General features: G+C 72.9%; 18 protein-coding genes. 10 read left to right on the forward strand and 8 right to left on the reverse strand.

What is annotated here, in order from left to right; translation table 11 throughout:
• Positions 1 to 11 precede the first annotated feature (11 nt).
• From V8J39_RS16115 to V8J39_RS16145, 7 genes are all read left to right on the forward strand, one after another.
• On the forward strand, positions 12 to 851 hold the full coding sequence (locus tag V8J39_RS16115) for an ABC transporter permease (RefSeq protein WP_336461966.1): 840 nt from the start codon (positions 12 to 14) through the stop codon (positions 849 to 851).
• Complete coding sequence (locus V8J39_RS16120; RefSeq protein ID WP_336461967.1) at positions 851 to 1,624, forward strand: ABC transporter permease; 774 nt, start codon at positions 851 to 853, stop codon at positions 1,622 to 1,624. Before V8J39_RS16115 ends, V8J39_RS16120 begins: the two co-directional genes overlap by 1 nt.
• Positions 1,617 to 2,624 carry an ABC transporter ATP-binding protein gene (locus tag V8J39_RS16125; protein WP_336461968.1) on the forward strand — a complete coding sequence of 336 codons (1,008 nt, stop codon included), beginning with the start codon at positions 1,617 to 1,619 and terminating at the stop codon, positions 2,622 to 2,624. Before V8J39_RS16120 ends, V8J39_RS16125 begins: the two co-directional genes overlap by 8 nt.
• The gene (locus tag V8J39_RS16130; RefSeq protein ID WP_336461969.1) at positions 2,617 to 3,540 is read left to right on the forward strand and encodes a nucleoside hydrolase; all 924 of its coding nucleotides are present in this window, start codon (positions 2,617 to 2,619) and stop codon (positions 3,538 to 3,540) included. Before V8J39_RS16125 ends, V8J39_RS16130 begins: the two co-directional genes overlap by 8 nt.
• Before the next feature lie 5 nt (positions 3,541 to 3,545).
• Positions 3,546 to 5,324, forward strand: coding sequence for an adenine deaminase (locus V8J39_RS16135; protein WP_336461970.1), 1,779 nt, complete (start codon positions 3,546 to 3,548; stop codon positions 5,322 to 5,324).
• A 71-nt stretch (positions 5,325 to 5,395) separates the two neighbouring features.
• Positions 5,396 to 6,361: an alpha/beta hydrolase gene (locus V8J39_RS16140; protein WP_336461971.1), complete on the forward strand. Its 966-nt coding sequence runs from the start codon at positions 5,396 to 5,398 to the stop codon at positions 6,359 to 6,361.
• A gap of 336 nt (positions 6,362 to 6,697) precedes the next feature.
• Positions 6,698 to 11,518, forward strand: a complete 4,821-nt coding sequence (locus tag V8J39_RS16145; RefSeq protein WP_336461972.1) for a hypothetical protein — start codon at positions 6,698 to 6,700, stop codon at positions 11,516 to 11,518.
• A 66-nt stretch (positions 11,519 to 11,584) separates the two neighbouring features.
• Here V8J39_RS16145 and V8J39_RS16150 read toward each other — a convergent pair whose 3' ends face one another.
• The 7 genes from V8J39_RS16150 to V8J39_RS16180 all read right to left on the reverse strand — a co-directional run bounded on the left by V8J39_RS16150 (position 11,585) and on the right by V8J39_RS16180 (position 21,149).
• Positions 11,585 to 13,216 carry an ABC transporter ATP-binding protein gene (locus V8J39_RS16150; protein ID WP_336461973.1) on the reverse strand — a complete coding sequence of 544 codons (1,632 nt, stop codon included), beginning with the start codon at positions 13,214 to 13,216 and terminating at the stop codon, positions 11,585 to 11,587.
• Positions 13,213 to 14,028: an ABC transporter permease gene (locus tag V8J39_RS16155; protein WP_336461974.1), complete on the reverse strand. Its 816-nt coding sequence runs from the start codon at positions 14,026 to 14,028 to the stop codon at positions 13,213 to 13,215. Before V8J39_RS16155 ends, V8J39_RS16150 begins: the two co-directional genes overlap by 4 nt.
• Entirely contained in the window at positions 14,025 to 14,981 is a 957-nt protein-coding gene (locus V8J39_RS16160; RefSeq protein ID WP_336462160.1) for an ABC transporter permease, read from the reverse strand. Before V8J39_RS16160 ends, V8J39_RS16155 begins: the two co-directional genes overlap by 4 nt.
• A gap of 16 nt (positions 14,982 to 14,997) precedes the next feature.
• A complete protein-coding gene (locus tag V8J39_RS16165; RefSeq protein WP_336461975.1) occupies positions 14,998 to 16,587 on the reverse strand; it encodes an ABC transporter substrate-binding protein in 1,590 nt (529 codons plus the stop codon).
• A gap of 111 nt (positions 16,588 to 16,698) precedes the next feature.
• Entirely contained in the window at positions 16,699 to 18,714 is a 2,016-nt protein-coding gene (locus V8J39_RS16170; protein ID WP_336461976.1) for a CocE/NonD family hydrolase, read from the reverse strand.
• 9 nt (positions 18,715 to 18,723) lie between these two features.
• Positions 18,724 to 20,229 carry a carnitine 3-dehydrogenase gene (locus V8J39_RS16175; RefSeq protein ID WP_336461977.1) on the reverse strand — a complete coding sequence of 502 codons (1,506 nt, stop codon included), beginning with the start codon at positions 20,227 to 20,229 and terminating at the stop codon, positions 18,724 to 18,726.
• Positions 20,226 to 21,149 (reverse strand): 3-keto-5-aminohexanoate cleavage protein, encoded by a 924-nt coding sequence (locus V8J39_RS16180; protein WP_336461978.1) that lies wholly within the window; start codon positions 21,147 to 21,149, stop codon positions 20,226 to 20,228. Before V8J39_RS16180 ends, V8J39_RS16175 begins: the two co-directional genes overlap by 4 nt.
• Before the next feature lie 70 nt (positions 21,150 to 21,219).
• Between V8J39_RS16180 and V8J39_RS16185 the strand changes: the two genes are divergently transcribed.
• The gene (locus V8J39_RS16185) at positions 21,220 to 22,278 is read left to right on the forward strand and encodes a GlxA family transcriptional regulator (RefSeq protein WP_336461979.1); all 1,059 of its coding nucleotides are present in this window, start codon (positions 21,220 to 21,222) and stop codon (positions 22,276 to 22,278) included.
• A gap of 115 nt (positions 22,279 to 22,393) precedes the next feature.
• Positions 22,394 to 23,974 carry a sodium:solute symporter gene (locus tag V8J39_RS16190; protein WP_336461980.1) on the forward strand — a complete coding sequence of 527 codons (1,581 nt, stop codon included), beginning with the start codon at positions 22,394 to 22,396 and terminating at the stop codon, positions 23,972 to 23,974.
• A 15-nt stretch (positions 23,975 to 23,989) separates the two neighbouring features.
• Here the strand turns inward: V8J39_RS16190 and V8J39_RS16195 are convergent, their stop codons facing one another.
• Complete coding sequence (locus V8J39_RS16195) at positions 23,990 to 24,946, reverse strand: NAD-dependent epimerase/dehydratase family protein (RefSeq protein WP_336461981.1); 957 nt, start codon at positions 24,944 to 24,946, stop codon at positions 23,990 to 23,992.
• Between the two features lie 235 nt (positions 24,947 to 25,181).
• Here V8J39_RS16195 and V8J39_RS16200 point away from each other — a divergent pair, with 235 nt between their 5' ends.
• Positions 25,182 to 26,528 carry a nucleotide sugar dehydrogenase gene (locus V8J39_RS16200; protein ID WP_336461982.1) on the forward strand — a complete coding sequence of 449 codons (1,347 nt, stop codon included), beginning with the start codon at positions 25,182 to 25,184 and terminating at the stop codon, positions 26,526 to 26,528.
• Positions 26,529 to 26,531: the final 3 nt, after the last annotated feature.

The following is a 26,531-nucleotide window of genomic DNA, read 5'->3' on the forward strand; positions in this document are numbered from 1 at the left end:
TCGGAGACACCATGTTCCAGAACCGCCGCATCGGTCTTTGGCTTCTTGCCCCCGCCGCGATCTTCATCGCGCTCGGCTTCATCCTGCCGGTGGCGATCCTGCTGTCGGGGGCGTTCCGGGCCGAGGACGGCTGGACGCTGGGCCATTACCTGGAGTTCTTCGCCCAGCCGCTGAACCGCGAGGTGTTCTGGCGCACCTTCCGGCTGGGGCTGATCGTCACCGCGGTCGCCGCCGTCGTCGGCTATGGCGTGGCGCTGGCCGTGGTCGAGGCGGGGCCGAAGTCGAAGGGGCGGCTGGTCGCGCTGCTGGTGCTGCCGCTGATGATCTCGCCGGTGGCGCGGACCTATGCCTGGCTGGTGATCCTGGGGCGGACCGGGTTCCTGAACGTGTTCCTGACCGCGAGCGGGCTGGTCGACAGCCCGCTGCGGCTGCTGTTCACCGAGACGGCGGTGTTCATCGGGCTGATCCAGCTGTTCTTCCCGCTGATGGTGCTGCCGCTGATCTCGTCGCTGGAGAACCTGCCGCGCGACGTGATCCCGGCGGCGCGGGTGCTGGGGGCAAGCTGGCCCGCGGTGTTCTTCAAGGTGATCCTGCCGCTGACGCGCGAGGGGCTGGTCGTGGGCGGGACGCTGGTCTTCGTGGGCTCGCTGACCGCCTATGTGACGCCGGCGATCCTTGGCGGCTCGAAGGTGCTGATGCTGGAGACGCTGCTGTACCAGCGGGTGTCGGTCGCCAACGACTTCGCCGCGGCGGCGGTGATCGCGGTGATCCTGATCGTGATGTCGGTGGTGACGAGCGTGGCGCTGAAGCGCCTGGCCTCGGTGCGCCGCGTGAAACGCGAGGTGGCATGATGCGCGGGCTTGGTCACCTGCTTCTGGCGGCGGTGCTGGTCTTCCTGATCGGTCCCTTCGTGATCATCTGCGTCGCGGGCCTGTCGGGCGGCGAGACGCTGGCCTTCCCGCCCGAGGGGCTGTCGCTGCGCTGGGTGGCGAAGGTGTTCACGGTCGAGAGCTTCCGCGCGGCCTTCTGGCTGTCGATCGCGCTTGCCTTCGGTTCGACCGCGGTGGCGCTGGCTCTGGGCATCCCGGCGGCCTATGCGCTCGAGCGCTACGACCCGCCGGGGGCGGAGGTGGTGCGCGCCATCGTCACCGCGCCGATCGTGGTGCCGGGGATCATCGTGGGCCTGGCGCTGCTGCGCCATCTGGTGATCCCGCTGGGCATCCCGGTGCCGCTGGCGCTGATGATCGGGCACACGGCGCTGCTGGTGCCCTATGCGGTCCGCGTCGTGTCGGGCAGCCTCGTGAACCTGCGCCCCGACATCGAGGAGGCGGCGGTGATGCTGGGCGCGAGCCGGCTGCAGGCCTTCGCCAAGGTGGTGCTGCCCAACATCCGCGCAGGCATCATGGCCGCCTTCATCATCGGGTTCATCACCTCGTTCAACCAGGTGCCGGTGTCGCTGTTCCTGACCGGGCCGGGGATCACCACCCTGCCGATCGACATGATGTTCTACATGGAATTCAACTACGACCCCTCGGTCGCCGCGTTGTCGGGCCTGCTGGCGCTGATGTCGCTGGGCGTCGTGATGGTGGCCGAGAAACTGCTGGGGCTGTCGCGCTATGTCTGACTTCCTGACCCTCGAGAGGCTCACGCTGGGCTATGGCGCGACCATCGCGGTCGACAGCCTGGACTTCGCGATGAAGCCCGGCGAACTGGTGGCGCTGCTCGGCCCCTCGGGCTGCGGCAAGACCACGACGATGCGCGCCATCGCCGGGCTGATGACGCCGGTCTCGGGGCGGATCGAGCTGGACGGGCGCGACATCACCCGGGTGCCGGCCAACAGGCGCGGCATCGGGCTGGTGTTCCAGTCCTATGCGCTGTTCCCGCACCTGACGGTGTTCGAGAACGTGGCCTTCGGCCTGCGGCTGGCCCGGGTGCCCGCCGCGCAGGTCAGGACGCGGGTCGAGGCGGCGCTGGCCTCGGTCGGGCTGTCGCACCTGGCCGACCGCCAGCCGAAGGCGCTGTCGGGCGGGCAGCAGCAGCGGGTGGCGCTGGCACGCTCGATCGTGGTCGAGCCGAAGCTTCTGCTGCTGGACGAGCCGCTGTCGAACCTCGATGCGCGGCTCAGGCTGGAAATGCGCTCGGAGCTGGCGCGGCTGCAGCGCGAGCTGGGGATCGCGATGATCTACGTCACCCACGACCAGGCCGAGGCGCTGGCGCTGGCCGACCGGATCATCGTGATGCGCGAGGGCCGGATCGAGCAGGCGGGCACGCCCGAGGAGATCTACGAGCGGCCGGTCTCCGGTTTCGTCGCGAATTTCATCGGCTTCGAGAACTGCTTTGCGCTGCGCGACGGCAAGCTGAAGGGCCTGGCCGCGCCGGGGTTCGACACCGGCACCGCGACCGGGCTTGCCTGGCGGCCGAACGCGGTGCGGCTGGGCCGGGGCGCGCATCGCGGCACCGTCGCGGGGGCGAGCTATCTGGGGCAGGTGGTCGAATACCTGCTGGCGACCCCCTTGGGCGACGTGAAGGCCGAGGTGCCGGCCGCGGCGCCGCGCCACGCGATCGGGGCCGAGATCGCCTTCGACCTGCCGCAGGATGGCGCGGTGGTGCTGCACCGTGACTGAGGATCTTGCCGCGCCGGTCTGGATCGACACCGACATGGGCTTTGACGACCTGGCCGCGATCCTGCTGGTCCTTGCGCACCGCCCGGTCGCGGGGCTGTCGCTGGTGGCGGGCAACTGCCTGCTGGCGCAGGTGGGCGCGAATGCCTGCGCGGCGGCCGCGGTCTTCGGCTGGGAGATGCCGATCCTCGAGGGCGCCGCGCAGCCGCTTGCCGGGCCGCTGGTCACCGCGGATTACGTGCTGGGCGATGACGGCATGCCGGGGCAGGGGCGCAAGCTGCCGCCGACCGACCGGCGTCCCGCGCCGGGGGCGGTGGCGGCGCTGGCGGCTTTCCTCGACGCCGGGGGGCGCGACGTGCTGGCGCTGGGACCGCTGACCAACATCGCCCATCTGGTCGCGGCGCGGCCCGATCTGGCCGGGATGCGGCTGGTGTGGATGGGCGGCTCGGCCGGGCGGGGCAACCACAGCGCCGCGGCGGAGTTCAACGCCGCCGTCGACCCCGAGGCCGTGGCCGCGGTGATCGCGGCGGGCGTGCGGATCGAGATGGTCGACCTGCTGGCCTGCCGGCAGGTGACGGCGACGCTGGCCGAGCTTGCGCCGCTGCGGGCCGAGCCCGGAGAGCGCGCGGCGCTGCTGGCCGATCTGTACGAAGGCTACCTGCGCATCGCGGATGACGGGGCGCGGCCGATGGCGCTTTACGACCCGGTGGCGGCGGCGGCGCTGGTGCTGCCCGGGTCGGTGGCCTGCGACCCCGCGCGGCTGGACATGGAAACGCGCGGCGAGCACACGCGCGGAATGACCGTGGTGGAATGGCGCGCGGCCAGGGCCGCGCCGAATGCCCTCGTCTCGACCCGCGCCGACGGGGCGCGGATCCGCGAGGCCCTGATGCAGGCGCTGATCGGCGCCGCCCGAGGATGACGACGATGACGCAAGAACCCCACGACCTCGACGATGCCGGCCTGCGCGACCGCGCCGTCGCCGCCGCCACCGGCCGCGCGCCCTTCGACCTGCTGCTGGCCGGCGGCCGCGTCGTCGATGTCGCCACGTCCGAGATCCGTGCCGCGGACGTGGGCATCGTGGGCGGGCTGATCGCCTCGGTCCATGCGCCGGGCACGCGCGCCGATGCGGGCCGGGTGATCGCGCTAGAGGGCGCGCTGGTCGCGCCGGGGCTGATCGACATGCACATGCACATCGAAAGCTCGATGACCACGCCGCGCCGCTATGCCGAGGTGGTGGTGCCGCAGGGCACGACCACCGTGGTCTGGGACCCGCACGAGGTCGGCAATGTCGCGGGGCTGGACGGGGTGGACTGGGCCGCGCGCGCCTCTGGCGGGTTGCCGCTGCGGGTGCTGGTGCTGGCGCCGTCCTGCGTGCCCTCGGCCCCGGGGATCGAGGTCGCGGGGGCCGAGTTCGGGCCGGACGAGATGGCGCGGATGCTGGGCTGGGACCGCATCACCGGCGTGGCCGAGGTGATGGACATGCGCGGCGTGCTGAGCCGTTCGCCGAAGATGCGCGGGATCGTCGACGCGGGGCTTGCCTCGGGCAAGCTGGTCTGCGGCCATGGCCGCGGGCTCGAGGGGGCCGACCTGCAGGGCTTCGTCGCGGCGGGCATCGGATCGGACCACGAGATCACCAGCGGCGAGGACCTGCTGGAGAAGCTGCGCGCGGGCCTGACGGTCGAGCTGCGCGGGTCGCACGACTATGTGCTGCCGGGTGCGGTGGCGGCGCTGGCGGGGCTGCCGCATCTGCCGCAGACGCTGACGCTGTGCACCGACGACGTCTTCCCCGACGATCTGGTGACGGTGGGCGGGCTGATCGACGTGATCCGGCGGCTGGTGCGCTATGGCATGCCCGCGGTCGACGCGCTGCGCGCCGCGACGCTGAACGCGGCGATGCGGCTGGGACGGCGCGATCTGGGGCTGGTCGCGCCGGGGCGGCGCGCGGATCTGGTGGTGCTGGGCGATCTCGACCGGCTGGAGGTGCTGCGGGTCTTCGCCGGCGGCGCCGAGGTCGCGCGCGATGGCGCGCTGACCGGCGGCGTGCCGGGGGCCGAGGTGGCCGATTTCGCCGACACCGTGAAGCTCGCGCCGCTGGCGCCGGCCGATTTCGTGCTGCGCGCCCCCGAGGGCACCGGCGACCGGGTCGAGATCAACACCGTGTTCCGCCCGCGCTTCACCGAGTGGCGGCGGCTTGAGGTGGCGGTGGTCGACGGCGTGCTGGACCTGCCCGACGACAAGCTGGTGATGGCGGTGATCCACCGCCACGGCCGGCGCACGGCGGTGCCCTCGCTGGGGGTGCTGGACGACTGGGGCAGCTGGCGCGGCGCGATCGCGACCACGATCGCGCATGACAGCCACAACCTGTGCGTCTTCGGCCGCGATCCCGTCGACATGGCGGCGGCGGCCAATGCGCTGATCGCCTGCGGCGGCGGCATGGCGGTCGCGCGCGGCGGCGCGGTGATCGCGCTGCTGCCGCTGCCGGTCTGCGGCCTGCTGTCGGACGCCCCGGCGACCGAGACCGCGCTTGCGCTCGCCACGCTGCGCGCCGCCGCGGCCGAAGTCGCCGACTGGGCGCCGCCGCTGCGCACCTTCAAGGCGCTGACCGGGGCGAGCCTCGCGTGCAACCCCGGGCCGCGGGTCACCGACCTCGGGCTTGGCGATGGCGCCACGGGCGAGTTGCGGGGGCTTTTCGAGGCGCGCTAGGGTCGCGGCGAACGGGCGCCTCGCCGGGGGTTTGGCCCAGGGTTCGGGCGGGCGCCCGGCGGGGAGGATCCATGACCTATCGCGACCATCTGGACGACGAGATCCGCGCCTTCATCGCGGCGACGGCGGCGCATTACACCGAGGCGCTGGCGCCCGACGACATCGAGGGCCAGCGCCGGGTCTACGACGCGATGGCGCGCGCCTTCCACCATGGCTATCCCGACGGGGTCGCGGCGCTTGACGGCACGATCGCCGGCGTGCCGGTGCGCCGTTACGGGCCCGGGGCGGGGGCCGCGTTCGGGGCGGGGGGGCCGGTGGTCCTGTACCTGCACGGCGGCGGCTTCGTGCTGGGCGGGCTCGACAGCCACGACGACGTCTGCGCCGAGATCGCGGCGGCGACCGGGCTCGAGGTGATCGCGGCCGACTACCGGCTGGCGCCCGAGCACGTGCATCCCGCGCAGGTCGACGACGCGCTGGCGGTGGCGCGGGCGCTGGCGGCCGAGGGCCCGATCCTGCTGTGCGGCGACAGCGCGGGCGGCACGCTCGCGGCGGCGGTCGCGGCCGAGATCCGCGCCTCGGTCGCGGGGGTGGTGCTGATCTACCCGTCGCTGGGGCTGCACGCGCCGCCCTATCCGCCGGACTCGAGCCTCGTGCGGCAGGCCCGGGCGCCGATGCTGACCACCGCCGACATGGAGGCGTACGCCCGGCTGCGCTTCGGCGGCGATCCGGTGCCCGACCCGCGGGCCTTCCCGCTTCTGGGCGACGATTTCGCCGGGATGCCGCCGGTGCTGGCGCTGGCGGCGGAATGCGACCCGCTCGCCGACGACGTCCCGGCCTATGTCGCGCGGCTGCGCGCGGCGGGGGTCGAGGCCGAGGGCGCGGTCGAGCCGGGGCTGGTGCATGGCCACCTGCGCGCGCGCCACCGCTCGGCGAAGGCGGCGGCAAGCTTCGCGCGGGTCTGCGCGGCGCTGGCGGAGTTCGCGGCGCGCCCCGCCCGCGGCGGCGGCGGCGCGACCGGGGCTGCCGAAACGGCTTGACCTGCCGGGCAGAGCGGGCAGGCTGGGAGGCGCGACGGCCCCGCGGGGCCGGCAGGATCGAGACATCGGCGCCGTCCGGGCGGGTCTTCCGGCCGGCGGCACATGTGGAGAGCGGATCGCGATGTGTGTCGGGGGCAGGGTGTGTTGGCCTTCTTCGGGGGCGGGGCCGCGGGGCGGCGCCCGGCCCGCCGTCTTGCCATCGACAGACGCCCGGCATGCGACCGGGGTGACGCCCGGCGCGCGTGCGGTCGCGCGATCCTGAAGGGACGTGGTTTTAGGGCACGTGGCTTTCGGCGCCGTCCCGGGATCGGGCGGCGCGCGGGACGGGGGGCGAGTATGGTGACGATGCGCAAGGGGCTGCTGCTGGCGGCCGCGGTCCTTCTGGCGCCGGCCCTGCCGGCGGCTGCACAGCAGGCGGCGGCACAGCAGGGGGCCGGCCAGACGGCTGGGCGGCAGATGATCGACCGCTACCGCGCGGTGATCGTGCCCGAGGACCGGCGCGATGCCGCGGGCGGCGTGCTGACCGCGCCGGGCGAGATCCTCGCGCGTGAGCGCGCGAACTACCACCTCTCGGGGCTGCGACAGCCCGGCGACACCCCGGACCGGCTGTTCGCCGCGGCACCGATGCGCGCGCGGCTGGCAGAGCTTGTCGCCGGCGCGGGCCTGTCGCCCGAGCTGGAGGCGGCGATCCGGGGCGACGGCACCGTGACCGTCCTTGTCGAGGTCGCCGGCCGCGACGGGCAGCCCGATGCGCTGGCCGTTCACGCCGTGCCCGTGCGGGAAAGCGTACCGGAAGGCGTGTCGGAAGGCGTACCGGAGGGTGTGGCGGAGGATGTGCCGGGGGGGCAGGTGGCGGGCGCTGCGGCCTGGCGGTTCGTCGCGGGCCCCGAGGGCTGGCACGGGCGCGCGCTGGCCCCGGTCGAGGGCGGGGGCACGCTGGGCCTGGCCTGCACGCGGCCGCCGGCGGTCGCGGGCGGGGCGCCGCCGGCGCCGATGCTGCCGCCCCAGCCCGGGATGCTGACGCTGGTCGTGGCGCCGGCGCTGCTCGGGCAGGACCCTGCCGCGCCCTGGCCCGACCCGCGGATCGAGGTCGCGGTCGACGGGGTCGTTCTGGGCAGCTCGGGCGCGGGTGTCGTGCCGCCCGAGGGTCTGCTCGCCGCCAACCTGCCCGCCGGCCATGCCATCGTCGCCGCGATCCGCAGCGGCGGCCGGCTGAGCCTGCGCGCGCCGGGCCTCGGGCGGGCGGTATCGGTGCCGCTCTCGGGAAGCGAGGCCGCGGTCGCCGCGCTGGTCGCGTTCTGCGCGACGCCGGCCGGCCCCGCCGCTTCGGTTCAGGTGGCGCAGAGTCCGGTCGGAAGGGGCGCGGCGGCCCCGCCCGTCCTGCCAGCTCCCGTCCTGCCGCCTCCTGTCCTGTCGGGCCCGGTCCTGTCGGGTGAGGCGGCGATCGAGACCGCCTTCGGCCTCTGGGTACTGGGCCAGCGCCCGGCGCTGGCGGAGATGGCGTATGTCGAGCAGGCCATGGCGCAGCTGTCCCCCGACGTGCTGCCGCCCGGCCTGCCGGCCCTGCCCGCCGCGGCCGGGTCAGAGGGGCGCGCGGCCTGGGCCCGGTCGCTGGCGGCGCGGGCTGCGGCGCTGGTGCCGCCGTCGCGGATCCTGCTGGACCTGAACGCGACGGTGACGCGCGCCGGCCCGCGGGAGCCGTTCAGGCTGCATCTGGGGGGCGGGGCGCGCGCGAACGAGGGGCTGGTGGCGACGGTCCCCGCGGCGGTGCGCACGATCCGGCTGTCGGGGGCGCTGCCGGTCGGGGCCGTGCTGCTGACCGAGACCGATCCGCTGCCGCTGCGGCTGCCCGCGGCGCTTGCCGCCGGGCCGGTGCCGGGGCCCGCCGCGGACCCGCTGTCCTCCGGGATGGAGATGTTCCCGGGCGACCGGATGGTGCTGCGCCTGCTGATCGACGTGCCGGCGCGCCCCGAGATCCTGCTGCCGCAGCAGCCCCGGTCCGGCGTCGACGGCGAGGATGCCGCCCGCGCCGGGATGCGCGTCGTCTCGGCGCTGCTGGTGCGCCAGCCGCGCACCGGCGCGCGCCAGGCGCCGGCCCCCGAGACGGTGGTGCACCGCTGGGACCGGCCGGCGCCGGGCACCGCGCCGCCGCCGGTGGATTTCGCCGCGCGCAACGGGCTGTTGCGGCAGGACGGGCGGCTGGTGCACCTGACCGCGTCGGCACGGGCGATGCCGCAGGCCGGCTTCGCCTATCCCGGCACGTTCGAGGACCGGCCCGCGACCTTCGGCATGGAGATGCGCTATGGCGCGCTTCTGGCGCGGGGGCCGGAGCGGGCGCTGTCGGGGGGCGCGGCGTTGCGGCTGGCGGCCGAGGCGCTGACGCCGCTGGAACGCGACCGGGTGCTGCCGGTCGGCTTCGCCGAGGGCAGGCCTGACCGGCTGTCGGGGGCCGACAAGATCCGCTGGGACATGGCGCTGGCGGCCGGGGCCGAGCCGGTGGGGCGGCTGGTGCGGCAGATGGTGCCGGAGATGCCGCTGGCGCTGCGCGCGGTCGGGCTTGCGCAGCTGCGCGACTATAGCAGAACGCTGGGCGGCTTCCCGGTCGAGCTGGACATGGAGGCGCTGACGCTGGCCGGGATCGGCACGGGCCCGGGCATGGGCATGGGCGCGGGTCCGGCGGCCGAGCAGCTGCGCACCCGCAAACTGGATTTCCTGCCGATGCCGCCCGAGACGGCGCTTGCCTTCCTGCAGCGGGTCGAGACCGGGACCGGGCGCGGCACGGTCTGGGCGCTGCTCGACTATCGCATCGACGCGCCCACGGGCGCGCTGGCGCGCGCGACGCCGATCACCGAGGACGAGCTGGACAAGGTGGTGCTGCCCGTGACGCTCGAGCGGCTGCGGCTGGCCTTCGACCCGCGCGGCGCCGAGCCGATCGCCGAGATCGCCTGGGAGGCGCCGGCGGGGCCGGTGGCAGGTGCGCTGCCCGAGGCGCTGTTCGAGACCACCGGCGCCTCGCTGACCGCGGCCTTCGGGCAGGTCCCGGGCGGGGCCGAGGTGCTGGAGCGGCTGCTGGCGGTCATGACCTCGGGCATCGTCGCCTCGCAGCGCGCGGGCGCCGCCGCGCGCGAGGCCGCGGCGCTGCAGGCGCTGGCGCGCGAGGACTACATCGTCGGGCTGGGGCTGCGCCTTGGCCCCTACGAGCCGCGGTTCGGGGCCTTCCCGGTGCGCTCGGTCAATTTCATCCCGGTCGCGCACGACCGCGACCCCGAGGCCGACGGGCCCGATCGCCGGCGCCTCGACCCGCCGGAGCTGGTCGCCGCGGATCCGGGCGACTTCCAGTGGCTGCCGGTCGAGCCCGACCAGGTCGACGCGGTGCATCTGCTCATGCGCCACGAAGAGCTGCGGGTGCTGGCGCGGGTCGCGCCGGTCGCCGCGGCGGGCACGGCGCTGGCGGTGTCGCGCCCGAGCGAGCTGTGGCTCGGGCCGCGCGACGATCACCGCGGCGGCATCGCCGGCGTCACGCTGCACCTGGCGATGGCGCCGGCGCCGCAGGTCGCGGCGGCGGCGGGACCCGGGGCTGCGGCGGCGCCGGTGGTGCGCCCCGAGCGGCTGTTCCTTGATCCCGAGACCGCAGACCTGCTGGTGCTGGCCGCGGCGCCGCAGGTCTTCGACCGGCGCGCCTTCGCGCGGATGCTGCTGGAACGGCTCGCGCGCGAGCGCGCGGCGGCGCAGGCGGGCGTCGAGGCGCCCTGGGGCCGGTTCTTCGACGATCCCGACCTGCCGCTGACCGCGGCGGCCGAGGCGGCGCTGCTGGAGCCCTTCGCCGACTGGAGCCGGCGGCGGGCGGCGGCGCTTGGCGACCGGCTGGTGCTGGCGGGGGTCTTCGACGGCGGCCGGCATCCCGCGACCGGCTGTGCCGGGGCGGTTGCGGTCGGGCCGCCGGGCCAGCCCGCGCCGCGCGCCGGCTTCGCGCTCTGGGAGCGTCGCGCCGAGGCGCTGGGAGAGACGGCGCCGGCGGCCGAGGATGCCGGGCCGCTGCGGACGCAGGGCACCGTGCCGCTGCCGGGACGGGGGCGGGTGCTGGGGCTGGTCGGGCGGACCTCGGTCGCGGACACGGGGATGCAGGCCTGCGGCTGGGGCCCGGCGACGCGCGAATTCGCCGGCGCGGTCGGGCGGATCGCGCCCGGGGACGCGCCCTATGCCGACATCGCCGTGGTGCTGCCCGAGATGCCGACGGTGCCGGGGATCGAGGGGCGGCACATCTCGGCGGTCGACATCCGGGTGCGGGTCGCGGGCACGGCCTTCGCGCCGGTGGCGCCGGGGGCGAGCGACGGTGCGGGCTTTGCCGGGGTGTTGGTGCTGACCGCCGAGGTCGAGGGGCTGGACGTCCGCGCCAAGGACGACGGCGCGATCGCCGCGTCATGGGGGCCCGCGGACTGGCAGGCGGCGCGGGCGCAGGCGCCGCAGGTGCTCGACATCCTCGGGCTGCGGCTGGGCATGACGCTGGACGAGGTTGCCGCCGCGGTCGGCGCGCGGATGCCCGGTGCCGTGCGCGCGCGGTCCGAGCGCGACGAGCACAGCGCCGGGCGGGTCTTCGGCCGGGCCGAGGCCTTCATCGCCGCGGACGGCACCGAGACCATCGTCGCCGTGACCCAGCCCACCGACCGGGGCGAGGAGGTGGTGGCGCTGATGCGCCACCTGCAGATGCCGGCGGGCAGCGCGACCGAGGAGGATCTGGCGGCGACGCTGGTGGCCAAGTACGGCGAGGGCGCGCAGGTGGAGAACGGCGGAAGCCTGCGGTTCTGGGGCCTGCCCAGCCGCGAGCTGGACGGTTATGGCAGCTGCGGGCGGCGGGGCTTTCCCCGCGGCGAGCCGCCGGAGTTCAAGCCGCTCGACGGCGCCGAGATCCCCGCCGGCGGCCCGATCGGCCGCGGCGGGCATTACGGCGATTACGGCTGGCCCTCGCCCGAGGGGCCGCAGCCGTTCCTCGAGGCCGCGCTGCCGCATTGCGGGCCGGTCGCGGCGGCGATGGTGCTGGTCTGGGACCGGATCGAGATCGTCACATGGATCTTCGACCTGCCGCGGGCGCTGGAGGCGCAGGCGCGCCGGCTGCCCGACGCGGCGCCCGAGGGCCGGGCGCTGAAGATCGATCTTTAGCCCCGGCCGCCGCGCGGGCGGCAGGGGCAAGTGGCAGGATCGGGTGCCGCTGGCAGGGGAGGGGGGCTATTCGCCGCCGGCGGCCATGCGGCGGCTGGCGGTGACCTCTTCCAGCCAGCCCTGCTTCATCTCGGGCACCGAGGACAGCAGCAGGTCGGTATAGGCGTCGAAGGGCGGCGACAGCACCTCGGCCTTCGGGCCCGAGCGCACGACGCGGCCGCGGTGCATCACCATGATCCGGTCGGCGATCGCGCGCACCGTCGCGATGTCGTGGGTGATGAACAGGTAGGCCACGCCCTCTTCGCGCTGCAGGTCCAGCAGCAGCTTGAGGATGCCGTCGGCCACGAGCGGGTCGAGCGCCGAGGTGACCTCGTCGCAGATGATCATCTTCGGCTTCGCCGCGAGGGCGCGCGCGATGCAGACCCGCTGTTTCTGGCCGCCCGACAGCTCTGCCGGGAAGCGGTCGGCGAATTTCGGGCCCAGCTCGATCTCGTCGAGCAGCGCGTCGACCCGGGCCTTCTTCTCGGCGCCCTTCAGGCCGAAGTAGAATTCCAGCGGCCGGCCGATGATCGTGGCCACGGTCTGGCGCGGGTTCATCGCCGTGTCGGCCATCTGGTAGATCATCTGCAGTTCGCGCAGATCCTCGCGCGAGCGGCCCGCCATCGTCGGCGACAGGTCGCGGCCGGCGAAGGTGATGCGGCCCTGCAGCGGCGGCAGGAGGCCGGTGATCACGCGCGCCAGCGTCGACTTGCCCGAGCCCGACTCGCCCACCACCGCCAGGGTCTGGCCCTGCGGCAGCACCGCCGAGACATCCGACAGCACCTGCGGCCCCGAGCGGCCGTAGCGCGCCGAGACCGCATCGATCGTCAGCACCGGCGCCGCGCCGTCGGGCTTGGGCGGATGCTCGATCTGGCGGACCGAGACGAGGTCGCGGGTATAGGTCTCGCGCGGGGCGGTGATGATCTGGCCGGTGTCGCCCAGCTCGACCATCTTGCCGTGGCGCAGCACCATGATCTCGTCGGCGATCTGCGCCACCACCGCGAGGTCGTGGGTGATGTAGAGCGCGGCCACGCCCTCGTCGCGGATCGCGGCCTTGATCGCGGCCAGCACGTCGATCTGGGTGGTGACGTCGAGCGCGGTGGTCGGTTCGTCGAAGATCACCAGTTCCGGCTTCGGGCACAGCGCCATCGCCGTCATCACCCGCTGCAGCTGCCCGCCCGAGACCTGGTGCGGGAAGCGTTCGCCGATCGTCTCGGGCGAGGGCAGCGAGAGCTTGCGGAACAGCTCGACCGCGCGGGCGCGGGCCTCGGCCCGGGGCGTGCCGGCGGCGAGCGTCGTCTCGATCACCTGGTCGATCAGCTTCTTGGCCGGGTTGAACGAGGCCGCGGCGGACTGCGCGACATAGGTGACGGTCTTGCCGCGCAGCCGGCGCAGCGCGCCGGGCGACAGGGCCAGGATGTCCTGGCCGTTCAGCACCACCTGCCCGCCGGTGATCCGCACCCCGCCGCGGCCATAGGCCAGCGTCGAGAGGCCGATCGTCGACTTGCCCGCGCCCGACTCGCCGATCAGGCCCATGACGCGGCCCTTCGGCAGCTTCAGCGTCACGCCCTCGACCAGGGTCACGTCGCGGGGCTTCTCGCCGGGCGGATAGGATGTCGCCTCGATCTTCAGGTCGCGGATTTCGAGAAGGTCGGTCATCCGCGGCCCCCCTTGAGGCTGGTGGTGCGATTGAGGATCCAGTCGGCCACGAGGTTGACCGAGATCGCGAGCGTCGCGATCGCCACGGCGGGCAGCAGCGCGGCCGGCACGCCGTAGACGATGCCGTCCTTGTTCTCCTTCACGATGCCGCCCCAGTCGGCGAGCGGCGGCTGCACGCCGAGCCCGAGGAACGACAGCGTCGAGATGAAGAGCACCATGAAGATGAAGCGCAGCCCCGCCTCGGCCACCAGCGGCGAGAGGGCGTTGGGCAGGATCTCGCGGAAGATGACCCAGACCAGGCCCTCGCCGCGCAGGCGCGCGGCCTCGACATAGTCCATCACCGCGATGTCGACGGCGACGGCGCGCGCGAGGCGGAAGACGCGGGTCGATTCGATCAGGCCCATGACCGCGATCAGCACCGGCAGGGTGACCGGCATCACCGACAGGATCACCAGCGCGAGGATCAGGGCCGGGATCGACATGAACAGGTCGACGAGCCGCGACAGCACCTGGTCGACCCAGCCGCCCGAGACGGCGGCGACGAAGCCCAGAAGCGCGCCGGTGACGAAGGCAACGATGGTGGCGGCGGTGGCGACGAAGATCGTCACCTGCCCGCCGTAGATCATCCGCGACAGCAGGTCGCGACCGATGGAATCGGTGCCGAGCCAGTGCGCGCTCGACATCGGCTCCCACACGCCGCCGGCGACCTCGGCCATGCCGTAGGGCGCGATGACGCTCGCGAAGATGGCGGCCAGGAAATAGGCCGCGGTGAGGATCAGGCCGATCAGGGCCGACAGGGGGATGCGGCTCATCTGGGGTGCCTCAGGCGCGGGTTGGCGAGGATCGCGACGAGATCGGCCAGCATGTTCAGCCCGATGTAGACGGCGGCGAACACCAGCCCGCAGGCCTGCACCACCGGCACGTCGCGCTTGGCGACGTGGTCGACCAGGTACTGGCCCATGCCGGGATAGACGAAGACCACCTCGACCACGACGACGCCGACGACCAGATAGGCCATGTTCAGCATCACCACGTTGACCACCGGGGCGATGGCGTTGGGCAGCGCGTGGCGGGCGATGATGGTGAAGGGGCGCAGGCCCTTCAGCTCGGCCGTCTCGACATAGGGCGACTGCATGACGTTCAGGATCGCGGCCCGGGTCATGCGCATCATGTGGCCCAGCACCACGAGCACGAGGACGAGGACCGGCAGGCCGATGGCGTGCAGCTTCTCGAGGACGCCCATCGAGTCGTAGACGGTCGAGACCGAGGGGAAGATCCGGTGCTGCACCGCGAGGAAGAACATCGCGAGGTAGCCCAGCAGGAATTCGGGCACCGAGACGGTCGAGAGCGTCACGGCGGAGATGAGCTTGTCGGGCCAGCGGCCGCGGTAGCGCACCGAGACCAGCCCGAGGATCAGCGCCAGCGGCACCGAGATCACCGCGGCCGTGCCGGCGAGGAAGAGCGTGTTGCCAAGCCGCTGCGACATGGCGGTGGCGATGTCCTGGCCGTTGGTCAGCGCGGTGCCGAGATCACCGTGCAGCGCGCCGGTGAGCCAGGCGAGGTAGCGGGTGGCGGCGGGCTGGTCGAGCCCCAGCTCGGCGCGCAGGTTGGCGAGCGACTGCGGCGTCGCGGACTGGCCGAGGATCGACTGGGCGACATCGCCGGGCAGGATCTGGGTGCCGGCGAAGATCAGGATCGAGGCCGCGAACAGCAGGATCAGGCCCAGCGCGATGCGCTGGGCCAGCAGTCTGGCGACGGGATGGATGCTCAAGGGCGGCGCCTCACGCGAACCAGCACTTGTGCGGGGCGTAGCCGTTCATGAAGTCCTGGTTCGGGTCCTCGATCCAGCCCGCCACGTCGTTCGAGTTCGCCGAGATGAAGTCGTTGAACATCGGCAGGATCAGGCCGCCGTCGTCGCGCACGAGCATCGCCATGCGCGAATACATCTCCTTGCGCTTGGCCTCGTCCAGCTCGCCGCGGGCCTTGCCCAGCAGGTCGTCGAACTCGGCGTTCTTGAAGCGGGTGTCGTTCCAGTCGGCGGTCGACAGGTAGGCGGTCGAGTACATCTGGTCCTGCACCGGGCGCCCGCCCCAGTACGAGGCGCAGAACGGCTTCACGTTCCAGACGTCCGACCAGTAGCCGTCGCCCGGCTCGCGCTGGATCTGCAGCGGGATGCCGGCGGCCTGGGCCGACTGCTGGAACAGCGCCGCCGCGTCCATCGCGCCGGCGAAGGCCACGTCCGAGCAGGACATCAGGATCGGCGAGCCGTCGTGGCCCGATTTCTTGTAAAGCGCCGCGGCCTGTTCGGGATCGTATTCGCGCTGCGGGATCGAGGCGTCGAACAGCGGGTAGGCGGCGTTGATCGGGAAGTCGTTGCCGACCGAGCCGTAGCCCATCAGGATCTTGTCGACCATCTCCTGGCGGTTGACCGCAAGCTTCAGCGCCATGCGCAGGTCGGGATTGTCGAAGGGCGCGGTGTCGCAGTGCATGATGAACACGTAGTGCCCGCGGCCCGAGACGTTGGTCACCGTCAGGTTCGGCGCGCGCGACATCAGCCCCGCGACCTTCGGGTCGATGCGGTTGATCAGGTGCACCTGGCCCGACTGCAGCGCCGAGGTGCGGGCGGTGTTGTCGTTGATCACCAGGATCTCGACCGAGTCGAAATGGCCCAGCTTGTCGTCCCAGTAGTCGGGGAATTTCTCGAAGACGGCGCGCACGCCGGGTTCGTGCGACACGACCTTGTAGGCGCCGGTGCCGACGCCGGCGGCGGGTGCTTCGACCCCGCCCTTGGGCTGGATCAGCAGGTGGTAGTCGGCCATCAGGTAGGGCAGGTCGGCATTCGCCGCCTCAAGCTCGATCACGACGTTGTCGCCGTCGACCTTGATCGACGAGATGCCGGTCATCAGGCCCAGCGCGCCCGACTGCGACGACTCGTCGGAATGGCGCTTGAGCGTCGCGACCACGTCGTCGGGCGTCAGGGCCGAGCCGTCGTGGAAGGTCACGCCCTTGCGGATCGCGAAGCTCCAGGTCTTGGCGTCGGGGGTCGAGGAGACGTCGGTCGCCAGCCGCATGTCGAGCTTGCCGTCGGGCGTCAGCTCGACCAGCGGCTCGCCGAACATCCGCAGCAGCTGGAACGTCACCTGGTTCGCCGCCAGCGCCGGGTCGAGGCTGTCGGTCGAGCCGCCGCCCTGCATGCCGATCTTCAGCGTGCCGCCCTTCTTGGGCGTGCCCTGCGCGCGCACGCCCGAGGCCAGCAGGCTGTTCGCCGCCGTGGCCGACAGGCCAAGCGCCGCGGCGCGGCCCATGAAGGCGCGGCGGTTCATCCGGCCGGCGACGGTGCGGGCAAGGATCCAGTCGAGTTCGTTGGACATGGGCAGTCTCCCTGGGTGTCTGTCCGGGACGGCTTGGGCCCGGATCTTGATTGATGCGTCAATTAATCGCGGTTTGCGCCCGCACGGCAAGCGTTCCGTGCGGGGCGGGGCTCAGAGGTGGTCGCGCGGCACCGATTCTGCGACGTCGCGGGCATAGATCAGCGTCTCGTTCTCCCAGGCCTCGATCCGGCCGGTGAGGTGGAAGGTGGTCGCGTCCGATGTCAGGGCGGTGAACGCCTCGGTCCGCAGGCTGAGGCCGTCGCGTTCGATCTCCTGGGTCCAGTGGGTGCGGCCCCGGGCGGAGAGCGGATCGTCGGGGTGGATGTCCCACCATTCGCGCAGCACCGAGCCCGCGATCAGCCCGTGGTTGGGGTCGCGCGCCTTGCCGAAATCGTCCTCGATCACCAGCGAGACGATGCCCGTGCGCTGGTCGATCTCGGTGCGGCGGGTGTGGGCCTCGGCGCGGATCTCCTCGAGCGCGAGGGGCGGCGCCGCCTCGGCCGGCGGGAAGCTCACCTCGTCGGCCTCGCCCGAGGGGCGGACGGGCAGGATCAGCGCGCCGTCGGTCAGCGTGACGCGGGCCGGCGCGGGCGAGGGCCAGATCATCGGCCAATAGCTGGTCGAGACCGAGACCCGCAGCCGGTGGCCGTCGGGCAGGCGGTAGGCGATGTGGTCGAGCGGGATCTCGATCTCGATCTCCTCGCCCGGGGTCAGCGGTTCGGGCGCCTCGCGCGAGCCGCGCTGGCACAGGTTGGCGACGCCCCAGGTGACGCGGGTGGCGGCGCCGTCGGGCAGCAGGTGGTTGAGCCGCACCGCCAGATGCGCGACCGGCGTGTCCGAGCGCAGCCGCAGCCGCACCACCGGCGCGCCGACGATGTCGGTCTGCGCCAGCGCGGCGCTGTCGAAGGTGACCGACAGGGCGTCGTCGCGGCGCTGGTCGCCCGGCATCTCGGGGCCGAGGAAGATCGCGCAGTATTCGCCCGCGTCCATGCCGCAATGCTCGGGGCTCGCGACCAGCGCCTCGAACCGGGCGGGGGCGGCGCCGAGCGTGCCGTGGCCCTGCGGGCTGCGGCCGAGGGGCAGGGTGGTCGCGGTCACGTTGGGGCCGGGCCAGGCGGTTTCGGCGATCCAGCGGCCGGGGCGGTGGGTGTACCAGGTCGAGGGCGCGGCGCCGTCCAGCAGGTACATCGCATAGGCCGGGCGCGCCGGGTCGGGCAGGCCCTTGAGATGCGTGTCCCAGAAGCCCTTCGCCTCCTGCAGGAAGCCGATGCGCGGCTCGGGATAGGCGAAATGGGGATATTTGTGCATCCAGGGGCCGTTGATGCCGCGCACCGGTCCGCGAATGTTCTCGACCAGTTGCGGCACCGCGTTCTTGTAGCTGTCGCCCCAGCCACCGACCGCCATCACCGCGGCCTTGATCGCCGAATAGTCCTCGCAGACCGAGCCGTGTTTCCAATAGCCGTCGCGGGTCTGGTGATCGAACCAGGTCTTCGCCAGGAACGGCTCGTTCTCCAGCCGGTCGAGCCAGACCGCGCGCCAGTCGTCGGGCCGGATCGCCGGGTCGGGCGCGCGCGACGAGAAGGACCACATCGTCGCCGCCCAGCCGAGGTTCTCGGTGAGCATGCAGCCGCCCTTGTAGTGGATGTCGTCGGCATAGCGGTCGACGGTCGAGCACAGCGTGACGATGGCCTTGAGCGCCGGCGGCGCCAGCGCCGCGACCTGCAAAGAATTGAACCCGCCCCAGCTGATCCCCATCATGCCGACGCCGCCGTCCGACCAGTCCTGCGCGGCGATCCAGTCGATGACCTCGACCGCGTCGGACTGTTCCAGCGCGGTGTATTCGTCGGCCATCAGCCCGTCGCTGTCGCCGTTGCCGCGCATATCGACGCGCAGGCAGGCATAGCCGTGACCCGCGAACCACGGGTGGGTCAGCTGGTCGCGCACCGCCGTCCCGTCGCGGCGGCGGTAGGGCAGGTATTCGAGGATCGTCGGCACCTTCGCCGCCGCCTCCCGGCCCGCCCCCTCCGGCAGCCAGAGCCGCGCCGCGAGGCGGGTCCCGTCCTTGAGCGGGATCCACAGGTGCGGCGTCTCGGTGACCTTGTGGGGCAGGTCGGTCGTGATCCTCATGGCGGTCCTTCAGGCAAGGGCGGGTTTGCGTTGGCCGACATGACGCCCGACCGCTTCGGGACGCGCAAGCGCCCCGTGCGCGGCCGTGATCGGGGCAAGCCGCGCCAGCACTCCGGGCGCGGCGGGGCAGGTGCGGCCCTCGGCCATCGCCACGTGCAGCAGCATCTGCTCGATCGTCGCCACCTCGGCGCCGTCGCGGTCGCGGGTGAGGGTGATCCAGACATGCAGGCGCTTGTCGTCGCTGGCCAGCACCTGCACGGCGCCGGTCAGCCCCTCGCCCGCCTTCGCCTCGTCGAGGTGGCGGATGTGGCTTTCGGCCGTGTAGTAGCTGTGCCCGCCTGCGACATAGTCGAGGCCGGCACCGATATGGGCAAGGAAGGCGTCGATCGTCTGCGAGCCCGCGAACAGATAGCGGCTCTCGGTCATGTGACCGTTGTAGTCGATCCAGCTGGGAAGGACCACCATCCGGGCGGCGATCATCGGGCCTGACCCTGCGGCATCCGGGGCGGCATCCGGGACGGCGGCCGGCGTCGGCGGCGCGGCGGTGCGGGCCCCGGCCAGGCGGCGGTCGTGGTCGTTGAAGACCTTGCCCGCCCCCCAGTCGCGGTCCTTGAGCGCGCGCAGGAAGGCCACGAGGTTGCCGTCGCGGATCCGCTCCAGTTCGCGGATCGAGTGGTGGCCGGACTGGGCGTCGGACTGCCCGGCGATCAGGTCGACCAGCCTGTCGTCGAAGGGCGGCACGTCCATCAGCTTGGTCCAGGGCCAGGCCAGCGCCGGGCCGAACTGGGCCATGAAGTGCTTCATCCCCGCCTCGCCGCCGGCGATGCGATAGGTCTCGAACAGGCCCATCTGCGCCCAGCGCAGGCCGAAGGACATGCGGATGACCTCGTCGATCTCCTCGGTCGTGGCGATGCCGTCATGCACCAGCCACAGCGCCTCGCGCCACAGCGCCTCGAGCAGGCGGTCGCCGATATGGGCGTCGATCTCCTTGCGGATGTGCAGGGGGAACATGCCGATGCCGCGCAGGGTCTCCTGCACCTGCGCGATGAAGGCGGGCGGCGAGGCGGGCGAGGGCACGATCTCGGCCAGGGGCAGCAGGTAGACCGGGTTGAACGGGTGCGCGACGAAGATCGTCGCCGGGTTCAGCGCGCCCTGCTGCAGTTCCGAGGGCTTGAACCCCGAGGTCGACGAGCCGATCGGCGCGGTCGGGTTGGCCGTCTGGATCTCGGCCAGCACCCGGTGCTTGAGGTCGAGCCGTTCCGAGACCGACTCCTGGATGTAGTCGGCGCCGGTCACCGCCTCGGCGAGGGTGGCGGCGAAGGAGAGGCGGCCCTCGGCCGGCAGGCCTTCGTCGGACAGAAGCGGCAGCGCGGCGCGGGCGTTCGACAGCACCGCCGCGATCTTGCGCTCGGCCTCGGGGTCGGGGTCGAAGACCGCGACGTCCCAGCCGTTGAGAAGGAAGCGCGCGGCCCAGCCGCCGCCGATGACGCCGCCGCCGACGATCGCGGCCTTCATGCCGACACCGTGGCGGGCGCGCGTTTCGTCAGGCCGAGCCGGGCGCGGACCTCGTCGGGGCCGATGACGCGGCTGCCGAGGGTCTCGATGATCGTCACCGCCCGTTCCACGAGCTGCGCGTTGGTGGCAAGCTGGCCCTTGCCGAGCCAGAGGTTGTCCTCGAGGCCGACGCGCACGTTGCCGCCTGCCAGCACCGAGGCCGCGACGAAGGGCATCTGGTGGCGACCGAGCGAGAAGGCCGACCAGCACCAGTCCGCCGGCACGTTGTTGACCATCGCCATGAAGGTGTTGAGATCGTCGGGCGCGCCCCACGGCACGCCCATGCACAGCTGCACCAGCGCCGGGCTGTCCAGCGTGCCCTCTTCGACCAGCTGCTTGGCGAACCACAGGTGGCCGGTGTCGAAGGCCTCGATCTCGGGCTTCACGCCCAGCTTCGTCATCATGCCGCCCATCGCCCGCAGCATGCCCGGCGTGTTGGTCATGACATAGTCGGCCTCGGCGAAGTTCATCGTGCCGCAGTCGAGGGTGCAGATCTCGGGCAGGCAGTCGGCGATATGGGCCATCCGGTTCGTGGCGCCGCCCATGTCGGTGCCCTGCGCCTTGAGCGGCAGCGGGTTCTCGACATCGCCGAAGACCATGTCGCCGCCCATGCCGGCGGTCAGGTTCAGCACCACGTCGGTGGCGCTGTCGCGGATGCGCTCGGTCACTTCGCGGAACATCGCCGGATCGCGCGAGGGGGCGCCGGTCTCGGGGTCGCGGACGTGGCAGTGCACGATCGCGGCCCCGGCCTTGGCGGCGGCGATGGCGCTTTCGGCGATCTCGCGCGGCGAGCGCGGGACATGCGGGCTGCGGTCCTGGGTCCCGCCCGAGCCGGTGACGGCACAGGTGATGAAGACCTCGCGATTCGGGGTGAGCGGCATCGGAAACTCCTTTGTTGCGGCCGAAGCTAAACCTCTTGCGGGCCCGTGTTTGACGTATCACGCTGCGGATATGACCGATCACGCCAAGCGCACCGCGATTTTCCCGGCGATCACCGCCGCCACCGCCTCTGGTGCCGTTCCTGCCGCCAGCGGCCCGGCCGTCTTCGCCCCGGCCTCGGGTCCGCTCGAGATCGCGGTGCTGGTGATGCCGCAGGCCTCGCTGCTGACGCTGGGGTCGGTGATCGACCCGCTGCGGGCGGCGAACCGGCACCTGGGGGCGCGGGCGTTCCGCTGGCGCATCGTCTCGGCGACCGGCGCGGCGGTGCCGCTGACCTGCGGCATCGACCTGCCGGCCGAGGCGGGGCTGGCGGGGCTGGCGCCGGTGCCGGACCTGCTGATGGTGCTGGCGGGCTATGGCGCGCGCGAGCAGGCGACGGCGGGCGTGGCGCGCAGCCTGCGCCGGGCCGCGCGGGGCGTGCGGATGATCGGGGCGATCGACAGCGGCGGCTGGCTGCTGGCGGCGGCGGGGCTGCTGGGGGGCGCGCGGGTGACCACGCACTGGGAGGATCTCGAGGATTTCGCCGCTGCCCATCCCGATACCGAGGTGGTGCCCGACCGCCATGTTGTCGCCGGCCGGGTGGCAAGCGCGGGCGGCGCGGGGCCGGCACAGGACCTGATGCTGGAGCTGATCGCGGCGCGCTATGGCGTGACGCTGGCGATGCAGGTGGCGGGCACCTTCATCACCTCGCGCCGCGCGGGCGCCGAAAGCCAGCTGACCGCGATCGCCGCCGGCCGGCCCGAGGGCGGCGATCCGCGCGTCACCGCCGCGATCGCGCGGATGGAGACGCGGCTCGACGCGCCCGAGAGCGCGGGCGAGACCGCCGCCGCGGTCGGGCTGTCGCTGCGCCGGCTGCAAAGCCTGTTTCGCGACCAGATCGGCGTCGGCCCTGCCGAATACGGCGCCGAGCTGCGGCTGCAGGCGGCGCGGCGGCTGGTGACCGACAGCCGTCACCCGCTGGCCGAGGTGGCGCTGCGCACCGGTTTCGGCTCGCTCTCCGCCTTCAGCCGGGCGTTTCGCGCCCGTTTCGGGCTGCCGCCGGGGCGGCTGCGGCGCCAGCCGCGGGGCTAGGATCACGGGAAATTGCAGGAATTACTGGACCTTCGCGCGATCTGCCACAGGTTGCGCAGTGACGCCGGTGTCCAGCGCGCCGGCCCATGCGATGCCCGGCGCAGGAGGAACCCGCTTGGAACAGGTCCAGTCCCAGATCACCGCGCTCGATATCGGCGTGATCGTTGCCTATCTCGCGGTGACCATCGCGATCGGCCTGTGGGTGGCGCGGCGCACTTCGACCGGGGACGACCTGTTCCTGGCGGGACGCAGCCTGGGCTGGGGGGCGATCGGCTTCTCGCTCTTCGCCTCGAACATCTCGACGACGACGATGATCGGGCTCACGGGGTCGGCCTATTCCACCGGGATCTCGTCCTCGGCCTTCGAATGGATGTCGGGGATCCCGCTCCTGCTGCTGGCCTTCGTCTTCGCGCCGCTGTTCCTGAAGGCGCGGGTGACGACGACGCCGGAATGGCTGGAGCTGCGCTATTCCCGCCGGGTGCGGCTGTATTTCTCGGGGCTGACGATCTTCTTCACCATCTTCGTCGACACCGCGGGCGGGCTGTACGCCGGGGGCGTGGTGATGACGACCTTCTTCCCCGGCATCCCGCTGTGGGTGGCCTGCGTCGCGATCGGGCTGTTTGCCGGGGCCTACACCGCCTCGGGCGGGCTGGCGGCGGTGGTCTATACCGATGTGCTGCAGGCGATCGTGCTGATCGTGGGATGCGGGATCACGGCGGTGCTGATGTTCGCGGCGCTCGGCTTCTCGTGGGCCGAGGTCACGCAGGCGCTGCCGGCCGATCACCTGAGCATGGTGCGCCCGGCCGATGACGCGGGGCTGCCCTGGCCGGGGCTGTTCACCGGGGTCTGGCTTCTGGGCTTCTGGTACTGGGTGACGAACCAGTACGTCGTGCAGCGGGTGCTGGGCGCGCGGTCGCTGGCCGACGCGCAGCGCGGCGCGCTTCTGGGCGGGGCGCTCAAGATCCTGCCGCTGTTCATCATGGTGCTGCCGGGCGCGATGGCGGTGCCGCTTCTGCCCGACGTGCCCGAACCCGACATGGTGTTCCCGGTGATGATCACCACGATCCTGCCTGCGGGGCTGACCGGCCTCGTGCTGGCGGGGCTGGTCGCGGCGATCATGTCGACGGTGGACAGCACGCTGAACTCGGCCTCGACGCTGGTGGTGCACGACTTCGTCGCCACGGCCGAGCGCCGGCCGACGCCGACCCAGACGCGCCGCTACGGCACGCTGTGCACGCTGGGCTTCATGGTCATCGCCGTCGCCTGGGCGCCGCTGATCCAGTTCGCGGGCGGGATCTGGGCCTATCTGCAGCAGGCGTTCTCGATCATCGTGCCGCCGATCGTGGCGATCTTCGTCATGGGCGCGCTGTCGCGCGGCGTGTCCGAGCGCGCGGCCTTCCGCACGCTGATCGTCATGCATCTTGCGGGGCTGGTGCTGTTCGGCCTGTCGCAGGCCGGGATCTGGCCGCTGCACTTCACCGTCACCGTCGCGGTGATGACCCTGGCCTCGTTCGCGCTGCTGTGGGGGCTCAGCCGGGTGTCGCCGCCGGCGGCGCGGCCCGAGGACCGGCTGATCTGGCGCCCCGCGACCGCCTTCGCCCATGTCGAGGATCACGGCGCGGTCTGGATGGACGTGCGGGTCTGGGGCGCGGCGCTGGCGGTGGCGATGCTGGCGATCCTGATCGCCTTCTGGTGAGCGGTCGCCGCGCGCTCAGCGCATCTGCGCGACGGTGTCGGCGATGATCTCGGCCAGCGGCCGGCACGGGCGGAAGCCGGTCGCGGCCTGCAGCTTCGCAAGGTCGGGCAGGCGGCGGTCCATGTCCTCGAACCCGGCGGGGTGGACGTCGCCGTAGGGCAGCGTCTCGATCGTCGAGGCCGAGCCGGTGGCGGCGATCACCGCCTCGGCCAGCGCCCGGATCGAGATCTCGGCATCTGTGCCGATGTTGAACACCTCGCCCGCGGTGCCGGGCGCGGCCATCAGCCGCCAGACCGCCTCGACCACGTCCGAGACATGGGCAAAGCAGCGCGTCTGCGCCCCCGAGCCGTGCACCTGCAGCGGCCGCCCCGCCAGCGCGGCGGCGACGAAGCTGGGCAGGACCATGCCGTAGCGCCCGCTCTGGCGCGGGCCGGTGGTGTTGAAGAAGCGCAGCACCGTCACCGGCAGGCCCGCGTCGCGCGCATGGCCGAGCGCCAGGAATTCGTCCAGCGCCTTGGCGCAGGCATAGGACCAGCGCAGGTTGCGCGTCGGGCCGATCGTGAGGTCGTCATCCTCGTGGAACGGGAACTTGGTGGCCTTGCCGTAGACCTCGGACGACGAGGCGATGAAGGTGCGCACCCGGTTCGGGATCGCGGCGCGCAGCACCGTCTCGGTCCCGGCGACATTGGTCAGGATCGAGCGCGCGGGCTCGCGCATGATCAGCCCCACCCCGACCGCGGCGGCGAGATGCACGATCATCCCCGCCCCGGCCGCCAGCCGGGTGACGAGCGGCGCGTCCAGCACGCTGCCCTCGACCAGCCGGAACCGGGGGTGGCCGTCGATCGCGGCGAGGTTGTCGCGGCTGCCGGTCGACAGGTCGTCGACCGCGGTGACGGCATGGCCCTCGGCCACCAGCCGCTCGCACAGGTGCGAGCCGATGAAGCCCGCGCCGCCGGTCACCAGCACTTCCATCTCGCCTCTCCGGGGCAGGGGGCCCGGCGACGGTCTAGCGCAGGTCCGCCCGGGCATGCAAAGCGTGATCGTCCGGCCCGGCGCGGCCTTTGCCCCCGGCGCCGGACATTGTATGGTCCGCCCGCGCCGCCGCGCCCGGCAGGGCCACGGCACAGACAAGGGAAGGGTCCGCGCCCCGCATGACCGACGATCGCCGCCTCCGCCGTCCCCGCCGCCCGCAGCGAGGCGACGCCCGATGACGACCGCCTTCTCGCTGGTGTCGGGCCTGCGCGACCGCCTGCAATCGCGCGAGGCGCGGGTGATGACGATCGGCCTGGGCTATGTCGGGCTGCCGCTGGCGCTGACGGTGCACGAGACCGGCTTCCCGGTCACCGGCTTCGACCTTGATGCCGAACGCGTGGCGCGGATCAACGCGGGCGAGCGGGTGATCTCGTATTTCCCCGAGACGCGCATCGCCAGCGCCGTGGCCACCGGCCGCTTCGCCGCCACCGCCGACCCGGCCCGCCTGGCTGAGGCGGACGTGGTGCTGATCTGCGTGCCGACGCCGCTGACCCCCGCGCGCGAGCCCGACCTGTCCTACCTGCGCCGCGCGGCCGAGACGCTGGCGCGCCACCTGCGCCACGGCCAGCTCGTGGTGCTGGAAAGCACGGTCTGGCCCGGCGCGACCGCGACCGTGCTGCGCCCGATCCTCGAGGCGGGGGGGCTGCGCGCGGGCACCGACTTCTTCCTGGCCTTCTCGCCCGAGCGCGAGGACCCGGGCAACGCGACCTTCACCACCCGCACCATCCCCAAGGTCGTCGGCGCCGACGATCCGCAGTCGCTGCAGCTGGTGCACATGTTCTACGACCGCGTGGTCGAACGCACGGTGCCCGTGGGCTCGATCGCCGCGGCCGAGGCGGTGAAGCTGGTCGAGAACAGCTTCCGCACCGTGAACATCGCCCTGGTGAACGAGATGAAGGGCGCGCTCGAGGCGATGGGCGTCGACGTCTGGGAGGTGATCGCGGCCGCCGCCACCAAGCCCTTCGGCTACATGCCGTTCTGGCCCGGCCCCGGCATCGGCGGCGACTGCATCCCGGTCTCGCCGGCCTACCTGTCGTGGCGGGCGGGCGATGTCGGCGCGCAGGTGCCGCTGGTCGACCTTGCGCGTCATACCAACGACGCGGCGCCGGCGGCGCTGGCCGCGCGGATCCTGTCGGACATCGCGCAGGCGGGGCGGCCCGCGGCGGGGGCGCGCATCCTGGTCTGCGGCATCTCGTACAAGCGCGATGTCGAGGACACCCGCGAAAGCCCGGCGCTGGGGCTGATGCGCGCGCTCGAGGCCGGCGGCGCCGTGGCCGCCTTCCACGACCCGTTCTTCCCGGTGCTGCCGGTGACCCGCGATCATCCCGACCTTGCCGGGCGCGTCTCGGTTCCGGTGACGCCCGAGGCGGTGTCGGGCTTCGACGCGGTGGTGGTCACGACCGATCACACCGGGGTCGACTACGCGGTGCTGGCGCGTCACGCGCGGATCCTGTTCGACACCCGCAACGTGATCGCGCGGCTCGGCCTCGTGCCGGCGGCGCGCGACCTGCGCAAGGTCTGACCG

This window comes from Frigidibacter sp. MR17.24 (genome assembly GCF_037095655.1).
Classification (GTDB): Bacteria; Pseudomonadota; Alphaproteobacteria; order Rhodobacterales; family Rhodobacteraceae; genus Frigidibacter.